This is a genomic window from Streptomyces gobitricini, assembly GCF_039532985.1.
GTDB classification, from domain to species: Bacteria; Actinomycetota; Actinomycetes; order Streptomycetales; family Streptomycetaceae; genus Streptomyces; species Streptomyces gobitricini.
Genome location: NZ_BAAASR010000016.1, coordinates 58,044 through 81,024 on the forward strand (window position 1 = coordinate 58,044; position 22,981 = coordinate 81,024).

Genomic DNA, 22,981 nt, shown 5'->3' on the forward strand with positions numbered 1-22,981 from the left:
CTGTCGTGACCTGCCGAAGGACCGCGGGGGGGGGGGAAGAAGAGTTGAGCGACAACGCACCGGTCGACCCGTTCGAGGTCCCGGAGTTCACCGGCGACGAAGCGGTACTCGCCGAGAAGGTGAAGGCGCTGTCGGGCGCCGGGGTGAAGATCTCCACGGTCGCCGGTGACGTCCACACCTCCTTCGGCGGCCTGCGCGCCTTCTACAGGGCGCCGGAGGCGGAGCAGTTGTTCGCCACCACGAAGCCGGTCCAGGACAAGGCGCTTGAGGTCGGCTCGGACCTGTGTGTGATCGCGGGGGCACTGGGGAAGTACGCCGACGACATCCGCCCGCTGGTGAAGCGGCTGAACGAACTCCGCCAGGATGCCGTCAACTTCCGCGAAAAGATCGCCGACGACGACAAGTGGCGAGAGGACGGCGACCTGACGGACGAGAACCTGGCCCGGCGTAACGAAATCGCCGAGGTCTGGGCCCAGTTCCAGGAGGCGGAACGGACCTGTCACGACAAGATCGCCGCCTTGGTCGGCGGCCCTCCGCTCAAGGTCGACGACGGGTCCCACCAGCCGGGCATGTACGGCTATGACGCCGAGATGCTCAAGCAGGCCGAGAGCCTGCCATGGGGCGACGCGGTCGCCGAGTCGACCCCGGCGTGGCAGGTCTGGGAGCACGGCGCCGACTTCGCGAAGGGCTTCTTCGTCGACGGCGTGGTGGGCACGATCAAGAGCCTGGGCACCCTGGTCGGCACCGACGGCTGGGACGCGGCCGGGGAGGCGTGGAAGGGCCTGGGCCTGCTGTCGACCGGCGTGTTGATCAGCACTACCCCGGCGGTAGGGCTGTTCTGGGGGGCCGACGACAAGGACATGCCCCCGTTGCTGCGGGACTCCCGTACGGCGATGAAGGAGACCGGCAAGGCGCTGATCGCCTATGACAAGTGGGACGAGAACCCCGCCAGGGCCGGCGGCCTGGTCACCTTCAACGTGCTCAGCGTCCTCGCCACGCGGGGCGCGGGAAGCGCGGCGTCGGGAGCGGCCAAGGGCGGCACGGCCGCCAAGGCACTCTCCTTCGCGGGCAAGGCGGGTCAGGCCCTCGACCCGACGACGTACCTCCTCAAGGGCGCCACCGCCAGCATGCGGAAGATCGGTGACGTCATGGCCGGGCTGCGCGGCATGAGCCACGTCGACGTGAGCCTCCCGCCCGGCACGGTCGAGCTCCCCTCCGGCGCCTCCGTGCTCCCCGACGGCACCCTGCGCCTCCCCGACGGCGCCCCTGTGCCCCCGGGCGTCGTCGAGGTGCCCCCGGGCACGGTCCGCCTCCCCGCCGACACCCCGATCCCCCCGGGCTCCATCGACTTCGGCGACGGCGTGGTCCGCCTCCCCGCCGACACCTCTCCCCCGCCCGGCGCGATACCCGTCCCGGAAGGCACCCTCAAGGTCACCGACGGCACCATCGCCCTCCCCGAGGGCACCGTCAAGCTCCCCGGCCCGACGGGCAAAACGGTCTACGCCGACCCCAAGGGCAACCTCTACAACGCCGACGGCACCCTCCTCCAACGCGCCGAGGACGCCAAAAAGGAAACGCCCCCTGCTGCGGCGCCGGGCGCAGACAACCCCCGGGTGGACGCCCCGGCCAAGGTCCCTGCCATGGCAGGCGCGCCCTCCAGCGCGGCCGGCAACGCGGGCATCCCCGCCCGCCTGGGCGACAGCCTGGACACCAACCTGGGCGACACGGGCCGCCTCGACGACGGCCTCCCACACCGCACCTCGGACGCCCCGTCCGGTCCCACGGCCCGCGCGGACGACAACCTCCCGGCCGGCGGCGCGGGGGGCCACCTCCCGGCCAACGACCTGGACAGCACTCCAGCGGGCGGCGGTCACCCCGGTGACGGCAACAATGAACCTGGTGGCGTCCTGAGCGGCAACGGCTCGGGCAACCTCGGCAACACTCCGGGAAGCAGCAGCCCAGACCAGACTCCGAGTGCCACTGGCGGCGGAACTGGCGCCCGCAGTAACGACGTGCTCGGTGACGGTCCAGACGGACGGGACTCGCCGAGGCCAGCCGACCCCGGTGAAAACACCGGAGGGCCGGACACTGTCAAGGATTCCGCGGGCGGCAAGCCGGACTCCGATGGAGGTGACGTCACTGGTAAGCCGGACAGCGATAATCCGTACGCCGGGGAGGAACCGGACTACACCCGGCGCACCCTGCTCCCTGCGGACGGCCCACTCACACTCAGGGATGTGCGTAACACCCGCGCCCCCGACGAGCGTTGGCAACGCGGTGAAAGGTTCCATCGTCAGATGTGGCGAGGCGACCCCGAGCGGTCCTACCCCGTCCCCACAAACAACGACCCGCGATATCCCGTAACTCGTACCGGCGGACGCAAGGTGGACGTACCCGTGGATCTTCCGGACGGACGTACGGTCGCCGTTGAGGTGAAGACGTACGGCCCCTACCGCACGATCACCTTGAACGACGGCACCCAAAAGGCCGTCAAGAACGAGGTCCCCCTCAAGAAGGAAATCAAGGAGCAGATACACAAGGACATAGCCTTGAGGCGACTGCATCCCGGATACGACCCCCGCTGGGCATTCACACATGCGGGGCCATCCCCCGAGCTCCGCGCTTACCTCAGGAAAGCCAAGATAGTATTTGTCGAATACGGGCCAGCACCCAAAAAGGACCAGTGGGACAAACCGAGGGAAAAGTGACCCCTTCGGCTCTCGTGAGAGGCAGGCAACGTGCAGGACAAGACACCGAACGAGGTGGCCACGGACGTCGAGGAATGGACGGAAGGCGCTCACCACAACGCCCTAGGGCTCGCAGCAATGCTCGGCGTTACAACCGAGCAGTACCTGCAAGACCCGTTGTCCCTCATGCCAGGCCTACAAAACTACGTCGACCGCCTACCATTGAGCGAATTTGAACAGTCGGACTGGATCACACTCCACACGGATCTAACCTCCTACCTCGGGGACCTCCTGGTACGGCGTCACAAGGCCGCCTGGAAGGCGGTATCCGACGAGAGCTCACCGGCGGGGCACCGCTACATCATTGAAGCCAAGGGCCGGGACGGGAACCTGTACCACGTGGAGCCCTACGACGTGACGATGGAAGAATTTGAAAACCTCCCCATCGAAATTGGCCGAATGATCGCGAACGCGGAAGTGACGTTGCGCGTCACACCTCTCATCGACAAGGAACTGCCCGAGTGACGCCTTAGAAAACCGCAGCAGCATCCGGGACGCTCTTCCGGCGAGCGATTTGAGGGAGTGGCACCCCAACGGCGCTGTTGAATACCGGCGGATATTCGACAGCTACCGCTAGTCTCCCCCGGAAGGTGGACACGTGAGCCGGAAGCGTTGTCCTGGTGACCTTGGCGCCGCGACGACGCTTGAGCGGACGTCCTATGACGCACGAACCATCACCGTCCGTGCGCTGCGTCGTCTTCTCGCGGTGAAACAGGTGGACCATGGGCATCGACGGCATCGAGGACGGTGTCGCTGAGCGTGGTGAGCAGCGGCGCATTGAGGTTCCTCACAGGATTCCGGGTGCCGGGACAGCACACCAGCCCCTCGTTTAAGTCCGAGAGGTCACTCAGCCCGGCCGGGTTCTACGCGCCGGGCGCTCGCAGTCCCCGGAGACGTCGCATTCAGCCCTCGCCAGGCAGCTGCTCGACCACGAACGAGCCCTTGCCGCCCACTGTGATCACAAGGACCCGCTCACGGAGTTCCTGTGCGGCTCGGCGTGCGGTGAGGCGCGCCACGCCGTACTCGTCCATATGAGGGATGCGCGTGAGCCGTCCAGCCCCCTGGATCCAATGAGTGCCAGGCCCCTCTACGTCCAACTGGCCGACGACCTTATCCACGCCCTCGTCCACTGGGCGAGGCTGCGGTACGCGCCGGGTTCCCGTGGTCGGCACCGGTCCCGCACAGCAAGCGGGCCGGCGTTGCACGCACTGGCCCGGTCAGGTCCGGAGCCTGCCGTCCCACGGCATCCAATTGCGGCGCGGTTGCCCGTCGCTCGGTCGCCGTACGGGCTGGATGTACCGCTGAGCGGGGACGAGAGCGCCATGGTCCGCCCGTACCTGGTCGCGGACGAGCAGCGTCAGCGGCGGCTCGCCCTGGTGCTCGCGGCAGACTTCGGGATCGACCTCGACACACACCTCGTCGGTGCTCCGGCGGTGGCGTGATGACCATCCGTAGGCCCATGCGGATGTGCGTGCACTGCGACCGGTTCACCACCACTCCGGTCCTCGTCTCCCAGGTGCACTCCGGGTCCGGCGCCGGCATCAACGTGTACGCCTGCCCCGAGTGCGCGCCGCTGTGCCCGCGCATGCCCGACGCACTCGACCTTCTCGTGACGGGACGGAACAACCAAGTCCTCGCCACGCGGGCCGGTCAGGAAGCCGTCGATCTGTGACCGGCAAGATCCGAGGCCGTACAACCGGGTTCGCCGGCTGTACTACAAGGCGGAGCGATCCACGTCTTCGTACCCGTGAGCTTCCACCCGACCTGGCCGAGCACGGCCCGGTAGCCCTTGGACGTGGTGTTCGTGTCGGTGACGGTCTGGGTCCCGGTCCACGTCCAGGAGTCGCTGATCTTGGTGTCGACGCTGACCTTGGCTTTAGCCAGGATGGCGCCCGCCTCCGCCTCGGCGCTGGCACCGATGTCCCACGTGAAGGTGTGGCTGCCGGTCACCGTCCAGGACACCGTCTGGCGAGGCAACAGCCACGTCGATTGCGGCTTCTTCTTGTCCGGCAGGAAGTGGGGGAGCCCTTGACGGTGTATTTCGGCGGGTCGTTCACCTCTGGGCAGGCCATGGCGCTCATGTCGCCCTTGACGGACTTCGGTTCAGCCGCCTTCTTGTCCCCCTCGAACGAGAAATCGACCGTGTCATTGACGCCAATGACACGCCCATCATTCATAACGATCTCCGCGTCGTCAGCCGGAAGCGGCTCCTCCGCCGGAGAAGCGACACTGGCTGCCGCCCCTGAAAGCAGCAAGGCGCCGGTAACGAAGAGAGGGATTGCAGTGTGCACGACAGCGTGGTCCATTGTGCCCCGTTTCGATGCATGCTGTGAGGCGACTCTTGGTCAAGGAGTCACAGGAATGCCCCCTTGGGTTTATGCATTCGGTGGCGCGTGCACGACATATCTATCGGAGCGCGAGCGTGCGCCACAACAGAGAGTGACGCGGATCACGGAGGGTGAATTGAGTTTCCATCACTAGGGATCCAATAACTCGGAGAAAGCTCAAATGCCGAAGCGGAGTTGCGCAAGGGCGGAAGACTGGCGCCGTACTGGTCGTTCGGCAACATGCTGGCGCGAGCACGGCTGTTGACCAGCTCGGAGCCCCCGGGGAAGTGACTCCCCCGGGGCTCCGCTGCGACGGATGCGCGTCAGACGACCTGCTCGCCCCGGCGCCAGACCGCCGACACCAGCGGCACACCCGGGCGGTAGGCGAGGTGGACGTGGGAGGGGGCGTCGAGGATGGCGAGGTCGGCGCGGGCGCCGGGGGCGAGGCGGCCGACGTCGGTGCGGCGCAGGGCGGCGGCGCCGCCGGCCGTGGCGGACCAGAGGGCCTCGTTGGGGGTCATGCCCATGTCGCGTACGGCGAGCGCGATGCAGAAGGGCATGGAGGAGGTGAACGACGAGCCCGGATTGCAGTCGGTGGACAGGGCCACGGTGACGTCCGCGTCGATCAGGCGGCGGGCGTCCGGCCACTCGGCGCGGGTGGAGAACTCCGCGCCGGGGAGCAGCGTGGCGACGGTGTCGCCGCTGGCGAGGGCGTCCACGTCGGCCTGGGTGAGGTGGGTGCAGTGGTCGGCGCTCGCCGCGTCGAGTTCGACGGCGAGCTGGACGCCGGGGCCGTACGAGAGCTGGTTGGCGTGGACGCGGGGGTGCAGGCCCGCCGCCTTGCCCGCGGTGAGGATCGCGCGGGCCTGGTCCCCGTCGAAGGCGCCCTTCTCGCAGAACACGTCGATCCAGCGGGCGTGCGGGGCGCAGGCGTCCAGCATCTCTCCGGTGACCAGGGAGACGTAGGAGGCCGGGTCGTCGGCGAAGTCGGGCGAGACGATGTGCGCCCCGAGGTACGTGACCTCGTCTGTGTGGCGGGCGGCGATGCGCAGCGCGCGGGCCTCGTCCTCGACGGTGAGGCCGTAGCCGGACTTGGTCTCGAAGGTGGTGGTGCCCTGGAGCAGGGCCTCGCGCAGATAGCGGGTGACGTTGGCTTCGAGCGCCTCGTCCGTCGCGGCGCGGGTCGCGGCGACGGTGGTGCGGATGCCGCCGGCGGCGTACGCCTGCCCGGACATACGGGCGTTGAACTCGGCGGTGCGGTCGCCGGCGAAGACCAGGTGGGAGTGGGAGTCGACGAAGCCGGGAATCACGGCCCGGCCGCCGGCGTCGACCCGATTGTCAGTGGCGGGTGCTTTGCTTGATTCACCGATCCAGACCACGCGGTCGCCGGCGATGACGACGGCCGCGTCCTGGATCAGGCCGAGGGGGGATCCGTCACCGAGGGAGGGGTCGTTGGTGACCAGACTGGCGATGTTGGTGATGACGGTGGCCGTCGCCGCGACCGCGTTGTTCGCGGTCGCGGGGGCGGCCGTCGCCGGGGGGTTGTTCGTCGTGTCGGGGCCGCTGTTCATGCTGTTCATGGTGAGGCGTGTCTCCTTCAGCGGTGCAGCGCGGCGATCGAGTCCGTCAGGGCACGGGGCACATCGGGGAGCAGGGCGTGTGCCCCGTCCCGTACGACATGGCGCCCGCCCACGACCGTATGGCGCACATCCGCGGCCGACGCGGCGAATACCGCTGTCTCAGCTGCCAGACGCGGCACCGGTCCCGCTGTCCTGACCGTGTCGAGGGCGATCGTCGTGAAGTCGGCGAGCGCCCCGGTTTCGAGGCGGCCGGCGTCGGGCCATCCGAGGGCGGCGTGCCCGTCGGCGGTGGCGGCGCGCAGCAGCGCGGCGGCCGTCCAGTGGCCCCGGGTGCGGGAGCGGAGGCGTTCGTCGAGTTCCATGGCCCGCGCCTCCTCCAGCAGGTCGATCACCGCGTGGCTGTCGCTGCCCAGCGACAGGGGCGAGCCGGCCCGCTGGAGGGCGGCGGCCGGGCCGATGCCGTCCGCGAGGTCCCGTTCGGTGGTCGGGCACATGCACGTACCGGTGCCGGTTCCGCCGAGCAGGGCGATGTCCTCGTCGGTGAGGTGGGTGTTGTGGACGCCCGTGGTGCGCGGGCCGAGCACGCCGTGGTCGGCGAGCAGCCGGGCGGGGGTGCGGCCGTGGGCGGCCAGGCAGGCGTCGTTCTCCGCCGTCTGCTCGGAGAGGTGGACGTGCAGGGGCGCCTGCCGGTCGGCGGCCCACCGGGCGACCGTGGACAACTGGCCGGCGGGGACGGCGCGCACGGAGTGGATGGCCGCGCCGACGCGGACACCGTCCCGCTCCTTGAGCAGCGACGCGCGCTCGGCCCAGGCCTCCGCGGTGCCGTCGGAGAAGCGCTGCTGGTGCCGGTCGGGGGCGGCGCCGAAACCGGAGGAGAGGTATGCCGTGTCGAGGAGCGTGATGCGGATGCCCGCCTCTCCGGCCGCCGAGATCAGCGCCTCCCCCATGGCGTTGGGGTCGCCGTAAGGGGTGCCTCCGGGCGCGTGGTGCAGATAGTGGAACTCGCCGACGGCCGTGATGCCCGCCAGCGCCATCTCCGCGTACACGGCCCGGGCGAGGGCGAAGTAGCTGTCGGGCGTCAGACGGGAGGCGACCTGGTACATGACCTCGCGCCAGGTCCAGAAGGTGCCGGAGCCCACCTGGACGGTGCCGCGCAGCGCCCGGTGGAAGGCGTGGCTGTGGGCGTTGGCCAGGCCGGGGAGGGTCAGGCCGCGCAGCGGGACGGCTCCCGGCGGCGGGGTGTCGACGCCGGTGCGTACGGCGGTGACGCGGCCGTCGGACACGTCGAGGGCCACGCCCGGTTCGGCGTGGGTGCCGAGCCAGGCGTGTTCGCACCAGTAGGTCAGCCGCACGCCAGGCCCTCCAGTACGTCGGCGAGGGCCAGGACGCCGGCCACGCAGTCGTCCTCGGCCGCGAATTCGGCCGGGGAGTGGGAGACGCCCGTGGGATTGCGGACGAACAGCATGGCGGTGGGGACGGACGCCGACAGGATGCCGGCGTCGTGCCCGGCTCCGGTGCCGAGGACCGGCACCTGGCCACCGAGGATCTTGGCGAGTTCGTCCCGGAGGGCGTGCTGGAACTCGACGACGGGGGTGAAGGATTCGCGTACGACGGCGAGGTCGATGCCCTGGCGGCCGGCGGCCTCGCGGGCGGCGGTCTCGATGCCCGCCACGACCGCGTCCAGCGTCGCCTGGTCGGCCGCGCGGGAGTCCAGCCAGCCGCGCACGAGCGACGGGATGGCGTTGACGCCGTTGGGCTCGACCGTGATCTTGCCGAAGGTGGCTACGGCGCCCGCCAGCTCCGCCTCGCGGCGGGCCGCCAGGACGGTCTCGGCGTACGTGAGCATCGGGTCGCGCCGGTCGGCGAGCCGGGTGGTGCCGGCGTGGTTGGCCTCGCCGTGGAAGTCGTACCGCCAGCGGCCGTGCGGCCAGATCGCGGAGGCGATACCGACCGCGTCGCCCGTGAGGTCCAGGGCGCGGCCCTGCTCGACGTGGAGTTCGACGAACGCGCCGACGCGGGCGAGGCGCTCGGGGTCGGGGCCGATGGCCTCCGGGTCGTATCCGGCGTCCTCCATGGCCTGGGGCAGGGTGATGCCGTCGCCGTCGCGCAGCCCGTACGCCGCCTCCTTCGTCAGCTGCCCGGCCGTGAGCCGGGAACCGACGCAGGCGAGGCCGAAGCGGGCGCCCTCCTCGTCACCGAAGTTGGTGACGGCGAGGGGCCGGCGGAGCTCCACTCCCCTGCGGCGGAGCTCGTCGAGCGCGGCGAAGGCGGAGACGACGCCCAGCGGGCCGTCGAAGGCCCCGCCGTCCGGGACGGAGTCCAGGTGCGAGCCGGTGACGACGGCGTCCTCGCCGAGGGGGTCGCCGAGCCAGGCCCACTGGTTGCCGTTGCGGTCGGTCTCGTAGGTGAGTCCGCGTGCCTCGGCCTGTTCCTGGAACCAGGTGCGGCAGTCGGCGTCGGCACCGGTCCAGGCGTAGCGGCGGTAACCGCGGGTGGCCGCGTCGCGGCCGATGGGGGCGAGGTCGGCCCACATGGTGTGGAAGGAGGGCGGTTGCCCGCCGGGGGGCGGGCTGGTGCCGGCCCGCTGCGCCCCGGCGGCGACGGGCCCGTCGGCGGTCCCGGTCACGACTGGTCACCCTCCCGCATCGGGACGCGGACGCCGCGCTCGTCCGCGACCGTCTCGGCGGTGTCGTATCCGGCGTCGACGTGCCGGATGACGCCCATGCCGGGGTCGTTGGTGAGGACGCGGCGGATCTTCTCGCCCGCGAGCGGGGTGCCGTCGGCGACGGTGACCTGGCCGGCGTGGATGGAGCGGCCCATGCCGACGCCGCCGCCGTGGTGGAGGGAGACCCAGGAGGCGCCGGAGGCGACGTTCACCATGGCGTTGAGGAGCGGCCAGTCGGCGATGGCGTCGGAGCCGTCCAGCATGGCTTCGGTCTCGCGGTACGGGGAGGCGACGGAGCCGCAGTCGAGGTGGTCGCGGCCGATGGCGAGAGGGGCGGACAGCTCGCCGGAGGCGACCATGTCGTTGAAGCGCTCGCCGGCGCGGTCGCGCTCCCCGTATCCGAGCCAGCAGATGCGGGCGGGCAGGCCCTGGAAGTGGACGCGCTCGCCGGCCATCTTGATCCAGCGGGCCAGCGACTCGTTCTCGGGGAAGAGGTCGAGGACCGCCTTGTCGGTCTTGTGGATGTCGGCGGCGTCGCCGGACAGGGCGGCCCAGCGGAAGGGGCCCTTGCCCTCGCAGAACAGGGGGCGGATGTAGGCGGGGACGAAGCCGGGGAAGTCGAACGCCCGGTCGTAGCCGGCGAGCCGGGCCTCACCGCGGATGGAGTTGCCGTAGTCGAAGACCTCGGCGCCCGCGTCCATGAAGCCGACCATGGCCTCGACGTGCCGGGCCATCGACTCCCGGGCGCGCTGGGTGAAGTCGGCGGGCTTCTCGGCGGCGTAGGAGGCCATGTCGTCGAAGTCGACGCCGAGGGGGAGGTAGGAGAGCGGGTCGTGGGCGGAGGTCTGGTCGGTGACGATGTCGATGGGCGCGCCCGTCTCCAGCATCCGCGGCAGCAGTTCGGCGGCGTTGCCGAGGAGGCCGATGGAGAGCGGGCGGCGGGCGTCGCGGGCCTCCACCGCCAGCCGCAGCGCGTGGTCCAGCGAGTCGGCGCGGACGTCCAGGTACCGGTGCTCGATGCGGCGCTCGATGGCGCGCGGGTCGCAGTCGACGCAGATCGCGACGCCGTCGTTCATGGTCACGGCGAGTGGCTGGGCGCCGCCCATGCCGCCGAGGCCGGCGGTGAGGGTGATCGTCCCGGCGAGGGTGCCGTTGAACTTCTTCGCGGCGACGGCGGCGAAGGTCTCGTAGGTGCCCTGGAGGATGCCCTGCGTGCCGATGTAGATCCAGGAGCCGGCCGTCATCTGGCCGTACATGGTGAGGCCGAGCTGCTCCAGGCGGCGGAACTCCTCCCAGTTGGCCCAGTCGCCGACCAGGTTGGAGTTGGCGATGAGGACGCGGGGGGCCCATTCGTGGGTCTGCATGACGCCGACGGGGCGGCCGGACTGGACGAGCATCGTCTCGTCCTGCTTGAGCGTGCGCAGCGTGCGGACCATCGCGTCGAAGGAGCGCCAGTCGCGGGCGGCCTTGCCGGTGCCGCCGTAGACGACGAGCTTGTCGGGGTGTTCGGCGACCTCGGGGTCGAGGTTGTTCTGCAGCATCCGCAGCGCGGCTTCCTGCTGCCATCCCAGGGCGCTCAGTTCCGTACCGCGCGGGGCCCGTACGGGGCGGGGTCCTGACATGGGGATGCCTCCTCGGTCGCAGATGGACGGCTGCGGTTGCAGATTCAGTTATTCATATCTTGTCGCGATGAATAGATGTAGTCAACGGCTGCGACGCGCGGCACCGGATGATTGGCTGGAGAACATGGCTTCGAACCGTCGCGATCAGGCCGTACGAGCAGCGGTCGACCAAGCCCTGCTCACCGGGACCGAACCCGTCGCCGCCCTCCTCGACGTCACCGGTGTCCGCGCCTCCGCCGCCGCCCTGCGCGCCGCCTTCGCGGCCGTCACCGACGCGCCCGTCCTGCACGCCTTCGCCGTCAAGGCGTCCCCGCTCGTCCCCGTCCTGCGCCTGCTGTACGAGGCGGGCCTCGGCGCCGAGGTCGCCAGCCCCGGCGAGCTCGCCCTGGCCCGCGCCGCGGGCGTCACGGCGGACCGCGTCGTCCTGGACTCCCCCGCCAAGACCCCCGCCGAGCTCCGGGAGGCCCTCGCCCTCGGCATCGCCGTCAACGCCGACAACCCGCAGGAACTGGCCCGGCTCGACGCCCTCGTCCGGAAGACGCCCACCCGCTCCCCGCTCGGGCTGCGCGTCAACCCTCAGATCGGCGGCGGCACCATCGAGGCGCTGTCCACCGCCACCGCCACCTCCAAGTTCGGCATCGCCCTGCGCGACGAGGGGGCCCGCGCGCGCGTCGTCCGGGCCTTCCTCGACCGCCCGTGGCTCACCCGCCTCCACACCCATTCCGGCTCGCAAGGCCTGCCCCTGTCCCTCCTCGCGACCGGCGTCCGGGAGGTGTACGAACTCGCCGAGGAGATCAACGCGGCGGCAGGCCGCCACCAGGTCGACACCATCGACATCGGCGGCGGCCTGCCGGTGAACTTCACCTCCGACGAGGAGACACCGACGTACGCCGAGTACGCCCGGCTCCTCTCCGACGAGGTCCCCGGACTGTTCGACGGGCGCTACGGGCTGGTCACCGAGTTCGGCCGGTCACTGCTGGCCAAGCACGGCACGCTCCTGGCCCGCGTCGAGTACACCAAGACGTCCGGATCCCGCCCCATCGCCGTCACCCACGCGGGCGTCCAGGTCGCCACCCGGACCGTCTACGACCCCATCGCCTGGCCGCTGCGTATCGCCGCGTACGACGCGAGGGGGCTGCCCAAGGCGGGCGGCCCGCCCGTCGGGCAGGACGTGGCGGGACCGGCCTGCTTCGCCGGTGACCTGCTCGCCGTGCAGCGCTCGCTGCCGCTCCTCGAACCGGGTGACATCGTGGCCGCGCTGGACACCGGTGCGTACTACTTCGCGCACCACTACACGTACAACTCCCTGGCTCGGCCGGGTGTGTACGGCTTCGTCACGGGAGAGGACGGGACGGTCCGCTTCGCGACCGTACGCCCGCCGCAGACGGTCGCCGAGATCGTCGCGGAGGCAGGGGGCGGGCACCCGGACGCGCTGCTCGCCGACTGGCGGCATCCCGCCGGGGCGTGAGGGCAGAACCTCCCCATGACCACCACCCAACAGCCCACGGGAGCTCACGAGGAGCCCGCCCTCAAACGGGTCATCGGGCCGAAACTGCTCATCCTCTTCGTCATCGGCGACATCCTCGGCACCGGGATCTACGCCACCACCGGCAAAGTGGCGGGGAAGGTGGGAGGCGCGCTCTGGCTGCCGTTCGCGATCGGCTTCGTCGTCGCGGTCCTGACGGCGGCCTCGTACGTCGAACTCGTCGGCAAGTACCCGAAGGCGGCCGGGGCGGCCCTCTACACCCAGAAGGCGTTCAAGGTCCCGTTCCTGACCTTCATCGTCGCCTTCATGGTGGTGTGCTCGGGGCTGTCGTCCGCGAGCGCGGCCGCCCGCGCCTTCAGCGGGGACTACCTCGCGGAGTTCACCGGGGGCGCGGTACCGCCCACCCTGGTGGCGATCCTCTTCGTCCTCGCCCTCGCCGCCCTCAGCCTGCGGGGCGTGTCCGAGTCGGTGAAGACGAACGTCGTCCTCACCCTGGTCGAGCTGACCGGCCTGGCGATCATCCTCACCATCGGCGCCTGGGCGGTGCTCACCGGCGGCGGGGAGCCCTCGCGACTGGGCGAGTTCCAGGCGACCGGCACCGGGTACGCGCTCCTGACCAGCGTGCTGGGGGCGACGGCGCTCGGCTTCTTCGCGTTCGTCGGCTTCGAGGACTCGGTCAACATGGCCGAGGAGACGCGGAACCCGGTCCGCACGTTCCCCCGGGCGATCTTCACCGGCGTCGCGGTCACCGGCACCGTCTACGTCCTGGTGGCGCTGGTCTCCTCGCTCCTGGTCGACCACCGCACGCTGGAGAAGTCCAGTGGGCCGCTCCTGGAGGTCGTCAGGGCCGGTGGTGTCGACTTCCCGCCCAAGGCCTTCGCGCTCATCGCCCTGTTCGCCGTCACCAACTCCGCGCTCATCAACATCATGATGGCCTCGCGGCTCTGCTACGGCATGGCCAACGAGCGCATCCTGCCGCGCGCCATGGGCCGGGTGCTGCCCCGGCGCCGCACCCCCGTCGTCGGCATCGTCTTCGTGTCGCTGCTGGCGGTCGGCCTGGTGTCGACCGGTGAGATCGAGGGCCTGGGCGACACGACGGCGTTCCTGCTGCTGTGCGTCTTCGCGGTGGTCAACATTGCGGTACTGGTGCTGCGCCGCGACCCGGTCGAGCACGAGCACTTCCGTACGCCGACGGCGCTGCCGGTCCTGGGCGCGCTCACCTCGCTCCTCCTGGCGAGCCCGTTCGCCGACCGGGACGCGGACGTGTACATCCGGGCGGGCGTGCTGGTGGCGATCGGCGTGGGGCTGTGGGCGCTCAACAGGGTGGTGATGCGGGCACGCGGAGAGGCGTAACCGGCGACCCTATCCCGTCGCGGGCACGTTCCTCCGGAAAATGCCAGAAGTCCCACCAGGAGAGCGAACGTTGCGTAGCGTCGTGGTCACAGCCTTGGATGCGCAACGGGGAACTGGGAGGGAGCCCGCGTGCCCGGAATCGACGAGTGCCTGCGCGAAGTCATGAGCCTGCCGGGCGCGCTGGGCGCGGCACTCGTCGACTGGACCAGTGGGCTCGCGCTCGGCACGGCCGGCCGGTCCCCGGTGGGTGACCACGAGACGACGGCGGCGGAGACGGCGGAACTGGCGCGGGCGGCCGCGGAGTACGAGTCGTTCGCCCCCGACGCGGCAGTGGTGGCACCGGGACCCGCGCCCACGCCTATGACCGGCCCGGCCGAGGGACCCGCGGCGGGCCCGGCCAGGGGCTCCGTGCCCATGGACTCCATACCCGGCCCGAACACCGGACCGAACCCCGCTTCCATAGCGGGCCTGACACCGGTACCGGCACCGGGCCTGACCCCGTTACCGATACCGGCACCATGGGCCCGGGACGACGCACGCGGCCGGCCGGGCGGCCCACCCGCCGGCCCACCCGCCGGGGCGCACACCGGGGCAGCGGCACCGGACGCCCGCCCCACCCCGTCGGCGAGCCCCGCCACCGCCCCGCCGCTCCCGGCGCTGCCGGTCGGCGTGGACCCCGAGGCGCCACCCGTCGAGGACGTGATCGTCACCACCCGCACCGGTTACCACGTCCTGCGGTTCGTCGAGACGACCTTCGACAGCAGCGTGTTCCTCCACCTGTGGCTGGACCGCTCCACGGGCAACCTGGCCCTGGCCCGCCTGCGGCTGCGGGAGTTGGCCGAGCGGCTGGTACTGGTATGACCACGCGCACCACCGGAGCGGTCGTGTCCCCGATGCTGCTGCGGCTCGCCCAGGAGCGCGCCACCGGGGCGCTGGTACGGGACCACGGGACGCTGTACCTCGTCGACGGGCGGGTCGTGCACGCGCAGAGCCCGGTCGCGCCCGGCCCGGACGTCCTGCTGACCGCGGGCGGACGGCAGCCGCGGCAGGGCCGGATCGCGGCCGGCGAGCTGGAGATCTGCCACCTGGGCGCCCTGTTCGACGCGGCGTTCTTCGCGCTCGCCCCCGGGCGCGGCCCGGCCCGCTTCCAGTACGGCGCCGTCCACGGGACGCACGCCGCACGAGCGGTACGCCCCGTCCCGGCGACCGACATCGAGCGGGAGACGCTGCGCCGACGTGAGCTGCTCGACAGCGTGTGGCCCTACCCCGCCGTCGACGCCGTGCCGGTCGTCCCCCGGCCCGCCGCCCCCGGCCAGACGGTGACCGCCCGCCAGCGGGCCCTGCTGGCGCACGCCGACGGCCTCCGTACCCCCGCGGAGCTCGCCTGGGCGCTGGGCCGCCCGGCGTTCCACACGCTGCTGGAGATCCGGCGGCTGGCCGCGGCCGGCCTGGTGATGACCCCGCCGGACCCGGCCCCGTCCGACCCGGCTCCGCGCCAGTCGCACCCGTACGCACACCCGTACCCGTACGCGCATCACCCGTACTCGTACTCGTACGAGCCCAATCCGTACGGGCCCGTCCCCTACGACCCCGCCGGCTTCGCAGCCGAACCGGACATCGCCCTGCTCCGCCGGCTCCGTGACGCCCTGGAGGCCCATCTGTGACCGCCCGTACGCCCCGTGCGCGCTCATGAGGCGCGCCTTGCGACAGCGTGCCGAGAGAAGCGAGAGGAGCGAGAGGAGGCAGTTGATGACGGCAGCCGAAGCCGAGGTGCTCGGCGAGCTCAGACGCCTGCGGGCCCGGGTCCCGCAGGTGACCGGGGCGCTGGCGGCCAGCGCCGACGGCCTGGTCCTGGCCCGGGACACGGCGGACCCGAACGCCGCGGAGGGCGTCGCCGCGCTCACCGCGGCCGCGCTCGGCGTCGCGCTCCGGCTCACCGACGCCACCGGGCAGGGCGGGTTCCGGGAGCTGCTGGTCCGCGGCGAGCACGGCTACGTCGCGACGTACGCGGCGGGCGGCTCCGCCGTCCTGACGCTCCTCGCCGAACCCCGCGTCAACGTGGGCCGGCTCCACCTGGAGGCCCGCCGGTCCAGCGCCCGCATCGGCGAACTGGTCGACGGCGCCCTGCACCGGCGTACGCCCCGGAGCGAGCCACGACCCGCGCCCACGACCGCGCCCACGACCACGGCCGCGCCCTTGCCCGTCCGACAAGCCGTTCCGCCCCTCCCGCCCCTCCCGACCCACGAACCGAAGGAAGTGTGAGACTCATGGCCAACACCGAAACCGCCCTCAAGGAAGCCACCACCGTCATCGACGGTGCCCTGGGGGCAGCCCTCGTCGACTACAGCAGCGGCATGGCCCTCGGCACGATCGGCGGTGGCAAGGACCTCGACCTGGCGGTCGCCGCCGCGGGCAACACCGACGTCGTCCGCGCCAAAGTGCGCACCATGGAGATGCTCGGGCTGAACGAGGAGATCGAGGACATCCTCATCACGCTGGGTACGCAGTACCACCTGATCCGGCTCCTCAAGGGCCGGGGCGCCAACGGCCTGTTCCTCTACCTCGCACTGGACAAGCAGCGGGCGAACCTGGCGATGGCGCGCCACCAGCTCAGGAAGATCGAGGCCGAGCTGGAGGTCTGACGCGGGCTCAGCGTCGCCGCGCCCCGCCCGGCGCGGCGTCGCCCGCCGCGATGCCCGTCGACCGGTACGCCTCGACGGGCCCGCCGGCCGGTCCCTTGGCGAGCCGGTCGGTACGTACCCACCACAGCGTTTCCTCGGTGCGTTCCCGGCGCCCGAGCCACCGGGCCTTCCACCACAGTCCGGCGCCCGCGCCGGCCAGGCACAGCCCTCCCGCGCCCGGCAGCGCGAAGGAGGAGGCGACGGCGGCGGCGAACGCGCCCGCCAGCCACCAGCGGTGGGCCCACCGCCGGGCGCGCACGGTCACGGCCCGGTCCTGGAGGAAGTCCGCCCGTGCCGCCCTCGTGGCCCGTGCGGCCAGTCGTGTGTAGCGCCCGCGCCGCGCCAGTGCCACGGCGGCGGCGGTCACCAGGAACAGGGCGGCGCCGGCGAGCAGCCCGACGCGCCGTCCGGTGAGCCCGGGCAGCAGCGCCCCGGCCCCGGCGGCGAGCAACCCCGCCCACCACAGGGGCGCGGCCCCCGCCCGTACGACCACGGCCACTCGCGCCAGCGTGGCCGCCCGCCGCGCTCCCCCTGCCTTCCTCCGGGGGACCCCCATGTCCGCCTCCTCCTCTCACACGACCGGTGGTTGCGGCGGGAGGGTAACGCCCCTTCCTTAAAGTCTCCTGAGAGGACGCGCAGCCGTTTGGAGGACCGGACCGTCACTCCACGAACAGGCCCCGCGCGGCCGCCGCGGCGTCGAACCGCTCCAGCCGCGCCTGCGCGTCCGGCAGCCCGTCGCACATCGCCTCCAGCAGCACCCGTCCCAGCAGCATCGGCGCGCACGCCGTGTCGAAGGCGAGGCCGGTACCGACCGCCGCCGGGATCAGCAGGTCGCTGTGCTTGGCGACCGGGGCGAACGCGGAGTCGGCGACCGTGACGACGGTCAGCCCCGCGTCGCGCGCGTACGCCAGGGCGTCCACGACCTCGCGGGGGTGCCGGGGCAGCGCGAAGCACAGCAGCACGGTGGCGCCCGCGCGCACAGCGGCGTCGATCCGGTCGGTGAGCATCGTGCCGCCCTCGTCGAGCAGCCGTACGTCGGGGTGGACCTTCGCCGCGAAGTACGCGAAGCCCCGCGCCTGCGAGGAGGCGGCCCGCAGCCCCAGTACGGGCAGCGGCCGGGAGGAGGCGAGCAGCCGTCCGGCGCGCTCCACCGGCTCGGGGTCGGCGAGCAGTTCGGCCAGGTGCCTGAGGTTCTCGATCTCGCCCAGCACGGCCTGCTGGTACTCGTTGTACGTGGTCCCGGCCCCCGCTCCGGCGGCCGGCTCGGCGGGGGCCACCTCGCGCAGGTGCTTGCGCAGCGCCGGGTAGCCGTCGAACCCGAGCGCCACGGCGAAGCGCGTGACGGACGGCTGGCTGACGCCCGCCAGTTCGGCCAGCTCCACGCTCGACAGGAACGGTACGTCGGCGGCGCGCCGCACCATCGAGTGGGCGATCCGCCGCTGTGTGGGCGTCAGCCGGTGCCCCTCGAAGAGCGCCTGCAGGCGTGCGGCAGGGCTGTCACTCATCCCGTCCCCCTCGTTCCCGACCCGGTTATTCAGTCACTCAAGACTCTGCATGACGATATGCAGCCGGGCAAGCGGCACCGGGGTTCCGGGGGCGTCCAGGAGGGCGGAAAGGGGGGTTAGCCCCAGCGACTCGACGGCTGCGGCTACGTACCGTGAATGGCATGGAAGCCCGCGACACGGAGCTCGAGAAGGAGCTCGACGTCACCCTCCAGGCACGCCGCGAACTGGGGGCGGAGTACGAGCCGGCCCTGATCGAGTCGTTCCTGGAGAAGCTGGACCAGCGCCTGGACGCCACGGTCGACCGGCGCGTCCGCCGTCAGCTCGCCGAGCAGCAGATGATCCGCGCCCGCGGCGCCCGACCGGGCGGCGCCGGCGCGGTGGTCGGGGAGAACTTCGGCGAGCGCTTCGGTTTCGCCATCGTCTCGCTGATCCTCGCGGTCCCGCTCTCGGGGATCGGTGTCGGTGCGGCCGGGTTGGGGGGCCTGATAGTGACCTGGGCGGGCATAGTCGGCGTCAACGCGGCGCACTCGTTGCGTGGCCTGTCCCGGTGGCGGCGCGTCCGGAACGACGCGGAGCCGGACATCTGAGGTGTTTGCGGGGCACGTTGCGCGGGGACCGCCGCACCCCCGTTGCCGGGGGGCGGGACGACGGCGGTCCCCGCGAGGGACACGGGCCCGGGTCAGGGCCGGTCTCCGCGTCCACGGCGCATCAGGAGGTCCGGGAGCCGCTCCGGAGGTCCGTGACGCCGACACGACTCACGATGCCCGGCGCGTGTTAAGCGCGTGCTGCCACCACATGTCGCGCTCGTACCGATCGCGCGAAGCCCCGTTCCCTTGTGGCTACTTGCCTTCCTTGGCGAGGAAGGCGAGCAGGTCCTGACGGCTCACCACACCGGTCGGCTTGCCCTCGACCAGCACGATCGCCGCGTCGGCCGAGCCCAGTACGGACATGAGGTCGGCGACCGGCTCACCCGAGCCGACCTGGGGCAGCGGCGGGCTCATGTGCTTGTCGAGCGGGTCGTCGAGGGAGGCGCGCTTGGTGAACAGGGCGTCCAGCAGCTCGCGTTCGACGACCGAGCCGACGACCTCGGCGGCCATGACGTCGGGGTGGCCGGCGCCCGGCTTGACGATCGGCATCTGCGAGACGCCGTACTCGCGCAGGACCTCGATGGCTTCGCCGACCGTCTCCTCGGGGTGCATGTGGACGAGCTTGGGGATGTCACCCTCCTTGTGGCGGAGGACGTCACCCACTCCGGCGGACGGGCCGGCCTCCTCCAGGAAGCCGTAGTCGGCCATCCACTCGTCGTTGAAGATCTTCGACAGGTAGCCCTTGCCGCTGTCGGGAAGGAGGACGACCACGACGTCGTCGGGGCCGAGGCCCTCGGCGACCCGCAGCGCCGCGACGACGGCCATGCCGCAGGAGCCGCCGACGAGGAGACCCTCCTCCTTGGCCAGGCGGCGGGTCATCTGGAACGAGTCCTTGTCCGACACGGCGACGATCTCGTCGGTGACGGTCCGGTCGTAGGCGGTGGGCCAGAAGTCCTCGCCGACGCCCTCGACGAGGTAGGGGCGGCCCGAGCCGCCGGAGTAGACGGAGCCCTCGGGGTCGGCGCCGACGACGCGGACCTTGCCGCCGCTGACCTCCTTCAGGTAGCGGCCGGTGCCGGTGATGGTGCCTCCGGTGCCGACGCCCGCGACGAAGTGGGTGATCTTCCCGTCGGTCTGGTCCCACAGCTCGGGACCGGTGGTCTCGTAGTGCGACCGGGGGTTGTTCGGGTTGGAGTACTGGTCCGGCTTCCAGGCGCCCGGCGTCTCACGGACGAGGCGGTCGGAGACGTTGTAGTAGGAGTCGGGGTGCTCCGGGTCCACGGCCGTGGGGCAGACGACGACCTCGGCGCCGTACGCCCGCAGCACGTTGATCTTGTCGGTCGAGACCTTGTCGGGGCAGACGAAGACGCACTTGTAGCCCTTCTGCTGGGCCACGATGGCGAGGCCGACGCCCGTGTTGCCGGACGTGGGCTCGACGATCGTGCCGCCGGGCTTCAGGGCGCCGCTCTCCTCGGCCGCCTCGATCATGCGCAGGGCGATACGGTCCTTGACCGAACCGCCGGGATTGAAGTACTCGACCTTGGCCAGGACGGTGGCCTGCAGGCCATCGGTCACACTGTTGAGCTTCACCAGCGGGGTATTGCCGACGAGGCTGATCATCGAGTCGTGGTATTGCACCGTAGTCTCCGGGGTCTCCGTAATGGTCCCGCCAGCGTATGCGTAGTCGGAGTCGAGTTCGGGGCAGTTAGCTCTTGTACCCGATCGAGGAGGTGGCCGTCCCGATGTCGAGGGCGAGGGTGGCACGGCGGATCGCCGCCGGCGCGGCGTACGGGGGTGGCGGCATCGGCCTGCTGGGGGCGGCGGCGGTCGGGGTGCTGCTGGCCGAGGTACGGCTGGCGAAACGCTCGGTGGGCGGTGGCGTGGCACCGCTGCCGCCGGCGGCCGACGGGCTGTACGGCCGGGGGTACGACGGCGGCGCGGAGCCCCTCCGACTGGCCCTTCTGGGTGATTCGACGGCGGCGGGCCAGGGCGTGCGGCGGGCGGGCCAGACACCGGGGGCGCTGCTCGCCTCCGGGCTGGCGGCGGTCGCGGAAAGCCCCGTGGAGCTGCGGAACGTCGCGCTGCCCGGCGCCCGGTCGGACGACCTGGAGCGGCAGGTCACGCTGCTGCTGGCCCATCCGGGGCGGGTCCCCGACGTGTGCGTGATCATGATCGGCGCGAATGACGTGACGCACCGGATGTCGGCGACGCAGTCGGTGCGGTACCTGGCGACGGCCGTGCGCCGCCTCCGTACGGCGGGTGCGGAGGTGGTGGTCGGCACGTGCCCGGACCTGGGCACGATCGAGCCGGTCTACCAGCCGCTGCGGTGGCTGGCGCGCCGGGTGTCGCGGCAGCTGGCCGCCGCCCAGACGATCGTGGTCGTCGAGCAGGGCGGGCGCACGGTGTCGCTGGGCGACCTCCTGGGGCCGGAGTTCGCGGCGAACCCCCGGGAGATGTTCGGCGCCGACAACTACCACCCGTCGGCGGAGGGGTACGCCACGGCGGCGATGGCGATGCTCCCGACGCTGTGCGCGGTGCTGGACGTGTGGCCGGAGGAGGAGCGGCTGGAGGCGGACCGCCGGGAGGGGATGCTGCCGGTCGCCAAGGCCGCGGCCGAGGCGGTGGAGGAGGCCGGTACGGAGGTCACGGGCGCCCGCGCCCCATGGGCCCTGCTCAAGCACCGCCGCCGGCGGCGCCTGCCCTCCGTCCAGGACCCCGCGCCTCTGCCGGACGCCCACCCCTGACGGGCCCGCCCCACCCCCCGGGGCGGGCACACCCCGGGGGGTGGGCACCCGGCGGCACACCCCGGGGGGTGGGCACCCGGCGGGGCGCGGCACCGGGGCGCGGCGCCGCATGCCGGTGCCCCCGGAGCGGGTGGCGCGGATCCCGGAGGCGGGCGGCGCGGATCCCGAACGCTGGCGGCACCGGATCCCGGCGGCGGGCTTCGGGCTTCGGGGCTCCGGGGCTTCGGGGGGTGAAATGTCCGTAACCGGGAAGGAACCGGGTGCGGGCGAGGGCCCGAAGGCTGAGCGAGCGCTTAGAAATGCGGTCCGCATCACACGTCCGCCCCGATGACCTACGCGGTACGTACGGGTAACTTCCCTCTCAGTCCTGCCCCTCGCCCCTCTGGAGCCGTGATGCCCGAAGCCGTGATCGTCTCAGCCGCCCGCTCCCCGATCGGCCGGGCCTTCAAGGGCTCGCTGAAGGACCTGCGGCCGGACGACCTGACCGCCACGATCATCCAGGCCGCGCTCGCCAAGGTGCCCGAGCTCGACCCGCGTGACATCGACGACCTGATGCTCGGCTGCGGCCTGCCCGGCGGCGAGCAGGGGCACAACCTGGGCCGTATCGTCGCCGTGCAGATGGGCATGGACCACCTGCCCGGCTGCACCGTCACCCGGTACTGCTCCTCGTCGCTCCAGACCTCCCGCATGGCGCTGCACGCCATCAAGGCGGGCGAGGGCGACGTCTTCATCTCCGCCGGTGTCGAGATGGTCTCCCGCTCCGTGAAGGGCACCAGCGACGGCCTGCCCGACACCCACAACCCGCTCTTCGCCGAGGCGGAGGCCCGCACCGCCGCCCGTGCCGAGCAGGAGGGCACGGACTGGCACGACCCGCGCGAGGACGGGCAGATCCCCGACGCGTACATCGCGATGGGCCAGACCGCCGAGAACCTGGCGCGCCTCAAGGGCGTCACCCGCCAGGACATGGACGAGTTCGGCGTCCGGTCGCAGAACCTCGCCGAGGAAGCCATCAAGAACGGCTTCTGGGAGCGGGAGATCACCCCGGTCACCACGCCCGACGGCACCGTCGTCTCCAAGGACGACGGCCCGCGCGCCGGCGTGACGCTGGAGGGCGTGCAGGGGCTGAAGCCGGTCTTCCGCCCCGACGGCCGGGTGACCGCCGGCAACTGCTGCCCGCTCAACGACGGCGCCGCCGCGCTCGTCATCATGAGCGACACCAAGGCGCGGGAGCTGGGCCTGACCCCGCTGGCGCGAATCGTCTCCACGGGCGTCTCGGGCCTGTCGCCCGAGATCATGGGCTACGGGCCGGTCGAGGCCAGCAAGCAGGCGCTGCGGCGCGCCGGGCTGACCATCGGCGACATCGACCTGGTGGAGATCAACGAGGCGTTCGCCGCCCAGGTCATCCCGTCCTACCGCGACCTGGACATCCCGCTGGAGAAGCTGAACGTCAACGGTGGCGCCATCGCCGTCGGCCACCCCTTCGGCATGACCGGCGCCCGCCTCACCGGCACCCTGATCAACGGCCTCCAGTTCCACGACAAGCAGTTCGGCCTGGAGACCATGTGCGTCGGCGGCGGCCAGGGCATGGCGATGGTCATCGAGCGCCTCAGCTAACCGCTCCGCGTCCCAGCCGTGACCGAATCTCCCCCAGGATGTGACCTATCTCCTGGGGGAGATTCGTTTG

21 protein-coding genes and 1 pseudogene are annotated in these 22,981 nt (G+C 71.7%); 13 read left to right on the forward strand and 9 right to left on the reverse strand.

Features of this window, described 5'->3' with window-relative positions; genetic code table 11:
- The first annotated feature begins 44 nt into the window (after positions 1–44).
- Together ABD347_RS14585 and ABD347_RS14590 are read left to right on the forward strand one after the other, a co-directional pair.
- Positions 45–2,708, forward strand: coding sequence for a hypothetical protein (locus ABD347_RS14585; protein WP_344360995.1), 2,664 nt, complete (start codon positions 45–47; stop codon positions 2,706–2,708).
- 30 nt (positions 2,709–2,738) lie between these two features.
- The gene (locus tag ABD347_RS14590) at positions 2,739–3,212 is read left to right on the forward strand and encodes a hypothetical protein (RefSeq protein WP_344360998.1); all 474 of its coding nucleotides are present in this window, start codon (positions 2,739–2,741) and stop codon (positions 3,210–3,212) included.
- A gap of 437 nt (positions 3,213–3,649) precedes the next feature.
- On the opposite strand, the gene ABD347_RS14595 is transcribed toward ABD347_RS14590, so the two are convergent.
- A complete protein-coding gene (locus tag ABD347_RS14595; RefSeq protein ID WP_425575658.1) occupies positions 3,650–3,778 on the reverse strand; it encodes a hypothetical protein in 129 nt (42 codons plus the stop codon).
- Between the two features lie 231 nt (positions 3,779–4,009).
- Here ABD347_RS14595 and ABD347_RS14600 point away from each other — a divergent pair, with 231 nt between their 5' ends.
- A complete protein-coding gene (locus tag ABD347_RS14600) occupies positions 4,010–4,189 on the forward strand; it encodes a hypothetical protein (protein WP_344361000.1) in 180 nt (59 codons plus the stop codon).
- Entirely contained in the window at positions 4,189–4,419 is a 231-nt protein-coding gene (locus ABD347_RS14605; protein ID WP_344361002.1) for a hypothetical protein, read from the forward strand. Before ABD347_RS14600 ends, ABD347_RS14605 begins: the two co-directional genes overlap by 1 nt.
- Here the strand turns inward: ABD347_RS14605 and ABD347_RS14610 are convergent.
- From ABD347_RS14610 to hutU, 5 genes are all read right to left on the reverse strand, one after another.
- Entirely contained in the window at positions 4,398–4,697 is a 300-nt protein-coding gene (locus ABD347_RS14610; protein ID WP_344361005.1) for a hypothetical protein, read from the reverse strand. The two genes, ABD347_RS14605 and ABD347_RS14610, sit on opposite strands and share 22 nt — an antisense overlap.
- Positions 4,698–5,397: 700 nt before the next feature.
- Positions 5,398–6,645 carry an imidazolonepropionase gene (hutI, locus tag ABD347_RS14615; RefSeq protein WP_344361293.1) on the reverse strand — a complete coding sequence of 416 codons (1,248 nt, stop codon included), beginning with the start codon at positions 6,643–6,645 and terminating at the stop codon, positions 5,398–5,400.
- Between the two features lie 26 nt (positions 6,646–6,671).
- On the reverse strand, positions 6,672–8,006 hold the full coding sequence (locus ABD347_RS14620) for a formimidoylglutamate deiminase (protein WP_344361007.1): 1,335 nt from the start codon (positions 8,004–8,006) through the stop codon (positions 6,672–6,674).
- Entirely contained in the window at positions 7,997–9,187 is a 1,191-nt protein-coding gene (locus tag ABD347_RS14625; protein ID WP_344361296.1) for an allantoate amidohydrolase, read from the reverse strand. The genes ABD347_RS14620 and ABD347_RS14625 overlap by 10 nt, the downstream gene beginning before the upstream one ends.
- A gap of 89 nt (positions 9,188–9,276) precedes the next feature.
- Entirely contained in the window at positions 9,277–10,941 is a 1,665-nt protein-coding gene (hutU, locus tag ABD347_RS14630; protein ID WP_344361008.1) for a urocanate hydratase, read from the reverse strand.
- A 124-nt stretch (positions 10,942–11,065) separates the two neighbouring features.
- Here hutU and ABD347_RS14635 point away from each other — a divergent pair, with 124 nt between their 5' ends.
- The 6 genes and pseudogenes from ABD347_RS14635 (at position 11,066) to ABD347_RS14660 (ending at position 16,422) form a co-directional block, all read left to right on the forward strand.
- On the forward strand, positions 11,066–12,409 hold the full coding sequence (locus ABD347_RS14635) for a type III PLP-dependent enzyme domain-containing protein (protein WP_344361010.1): 1,344 nt from the start codon (positions 11,066–11,068) through the stop codon (positions 12,407–12,409).
- A gap of 15 nt (positions 12,410–12,424) precedes the next feature.
- Positions 12,425–13,780 (forward strand): APC family permease, encoded by a 1,356-nt coding sequence (locus tag ABD347_RS14640; RefSeq protein WP_344361012.1) that lies wholly within the window; start codon positions 12,425–12,427, stop codon positions 13,778–13,780.
- A 666-nt stretch (positions 13,781–14,446) separates the two neighbouring features.
- Positions 14,447–14,641: pseudogene (locus ABD347_RS30665) on the forward strand (hypothetical protein); the annotation flags it as partial.
- On the forward strand, positions 14,638–15,444 hold the full coding sequence (locus ABD347_RS14650) for a transcriptional regulator (protein ID WP_344361015.1): 807 nt from the start codon (positions 14,638–14,640) through the stop codon (positions 15,442–15,444). The pseudogene ABD347_RS30665 and the gene ABD347_RS14650, both read left to right, overlap by 4 nt.
- A 25-nt stretch (positions 15,445–15,469) precedes the next feature.
- On the forward strand, positions 15,470–16,042 hold the full coding sequence (locus ABD347_RS14655) for a roadblock/LC7 domain-containing protein (RefSeq protein ID WP_425575659.1): 573 nt from the start codon (positions 15,470–15,472) through the stop codon (positions 16,040–16,042).
- Between the two features lie 5 nt (positions 16,043–16,047).
- Positions 16,048–16,422 (forward strand): hypothetical protein, encoded by a 375-nt coding sequence (locus ABD347_RS14660; protein WP_344361020.1) that lies wholly within the window; start codon positions 16,048–16,050, stop codon positions 16,420–16,422.
- A gap of 7 nt (positions 16,423–16,429) precedes the next feature.
- On the opposite strand, the gene ABD347_RS14665 is transcribed toward ABD347_RS14660, so the two are convergent.
- Positions 16,430–17,017: a hypothetical protein gene (locus ABD347_RS14665; protein WP_344361023.1), complete on the reverse strand. Its 588-nt coding sequence runs from the start codon at positions 17,015–17,017 to the stop codon at positions 16,430–16,432.
- Positions 17,018–17,120: 103 nt separating this feature from the next.
- Entirely contained in the window at positions 17,121–17,966 is an 846-nt protein-coding gene (locus tag ABD347_RS14670) for a MurR/RpiR family transcriptional regulator (protein ID WP_344361025.1), read from the reverse strand.
- A gap of 161 nt (positions 17,967–18,127) precedes the next feature.
- Here ABD347_RS14670 and ABD347_RS14675 point away from each other — a divergent pair, with 161 nt between their 5' ends.
- The gene (locus ABD347_RS14675; RefSeq protein ID WP_344361026.1) at positions 18,128–18,553 is read left to right on the forward strand and encodes a hypothetical protein; all 426 of its coding nucleotides are present in this window, start codon (positions 18,128–18,130) and stop codon (positions 18,551–18,553) included.
- A gap of 252 nt (positions 18,554–18,805) precedes the next feature.
- On the opposite strand, the gene ABD347_RS14680 is transcribed toward ABD347_RS14675, so the two are convergent.
- On the reverse strand, positions 18,806–20,191 hold the full coding sequence (locus ABD347_RS14680) for a cystathionine beta-synthase (protein WP_344361028.1): 1,386 nt from the start codon (positions 20,189–20,191) through the stop codon (positions 18,806–18,808).
- A 104-nt stretch (positions 20,192–20,295) separates the two neighbouring features.
- On the opposite strand from ABD347_RS14680, the gene ABD347_RS14685 reads away from it, so the two are divergent.
- A complete protein-coding gene (locus tag ABD347_RS14685; RefSeq protein WP_344361029.1) occupies positions 20,296–21,297 on the forward strand; it encodes an SGNH/GDSL hydrolase family protein in 1,002 nt (333 codons plus the stop codon).
- Between the two features lie 393 nt (positions 21,298–21,690).
- Entirely contained in the window at positions 21,691–22,911 is a 1,221-nt protein-coding gene (locus ABD347_RS14690; RefSeq protein ID WP_344361031.1) for an acetyl-CoA C-acetyltransferase, read from the forward strand.
- The last annotated feature ends 70 nt before the right edge of the window (positions 22,912–22,981 follow it).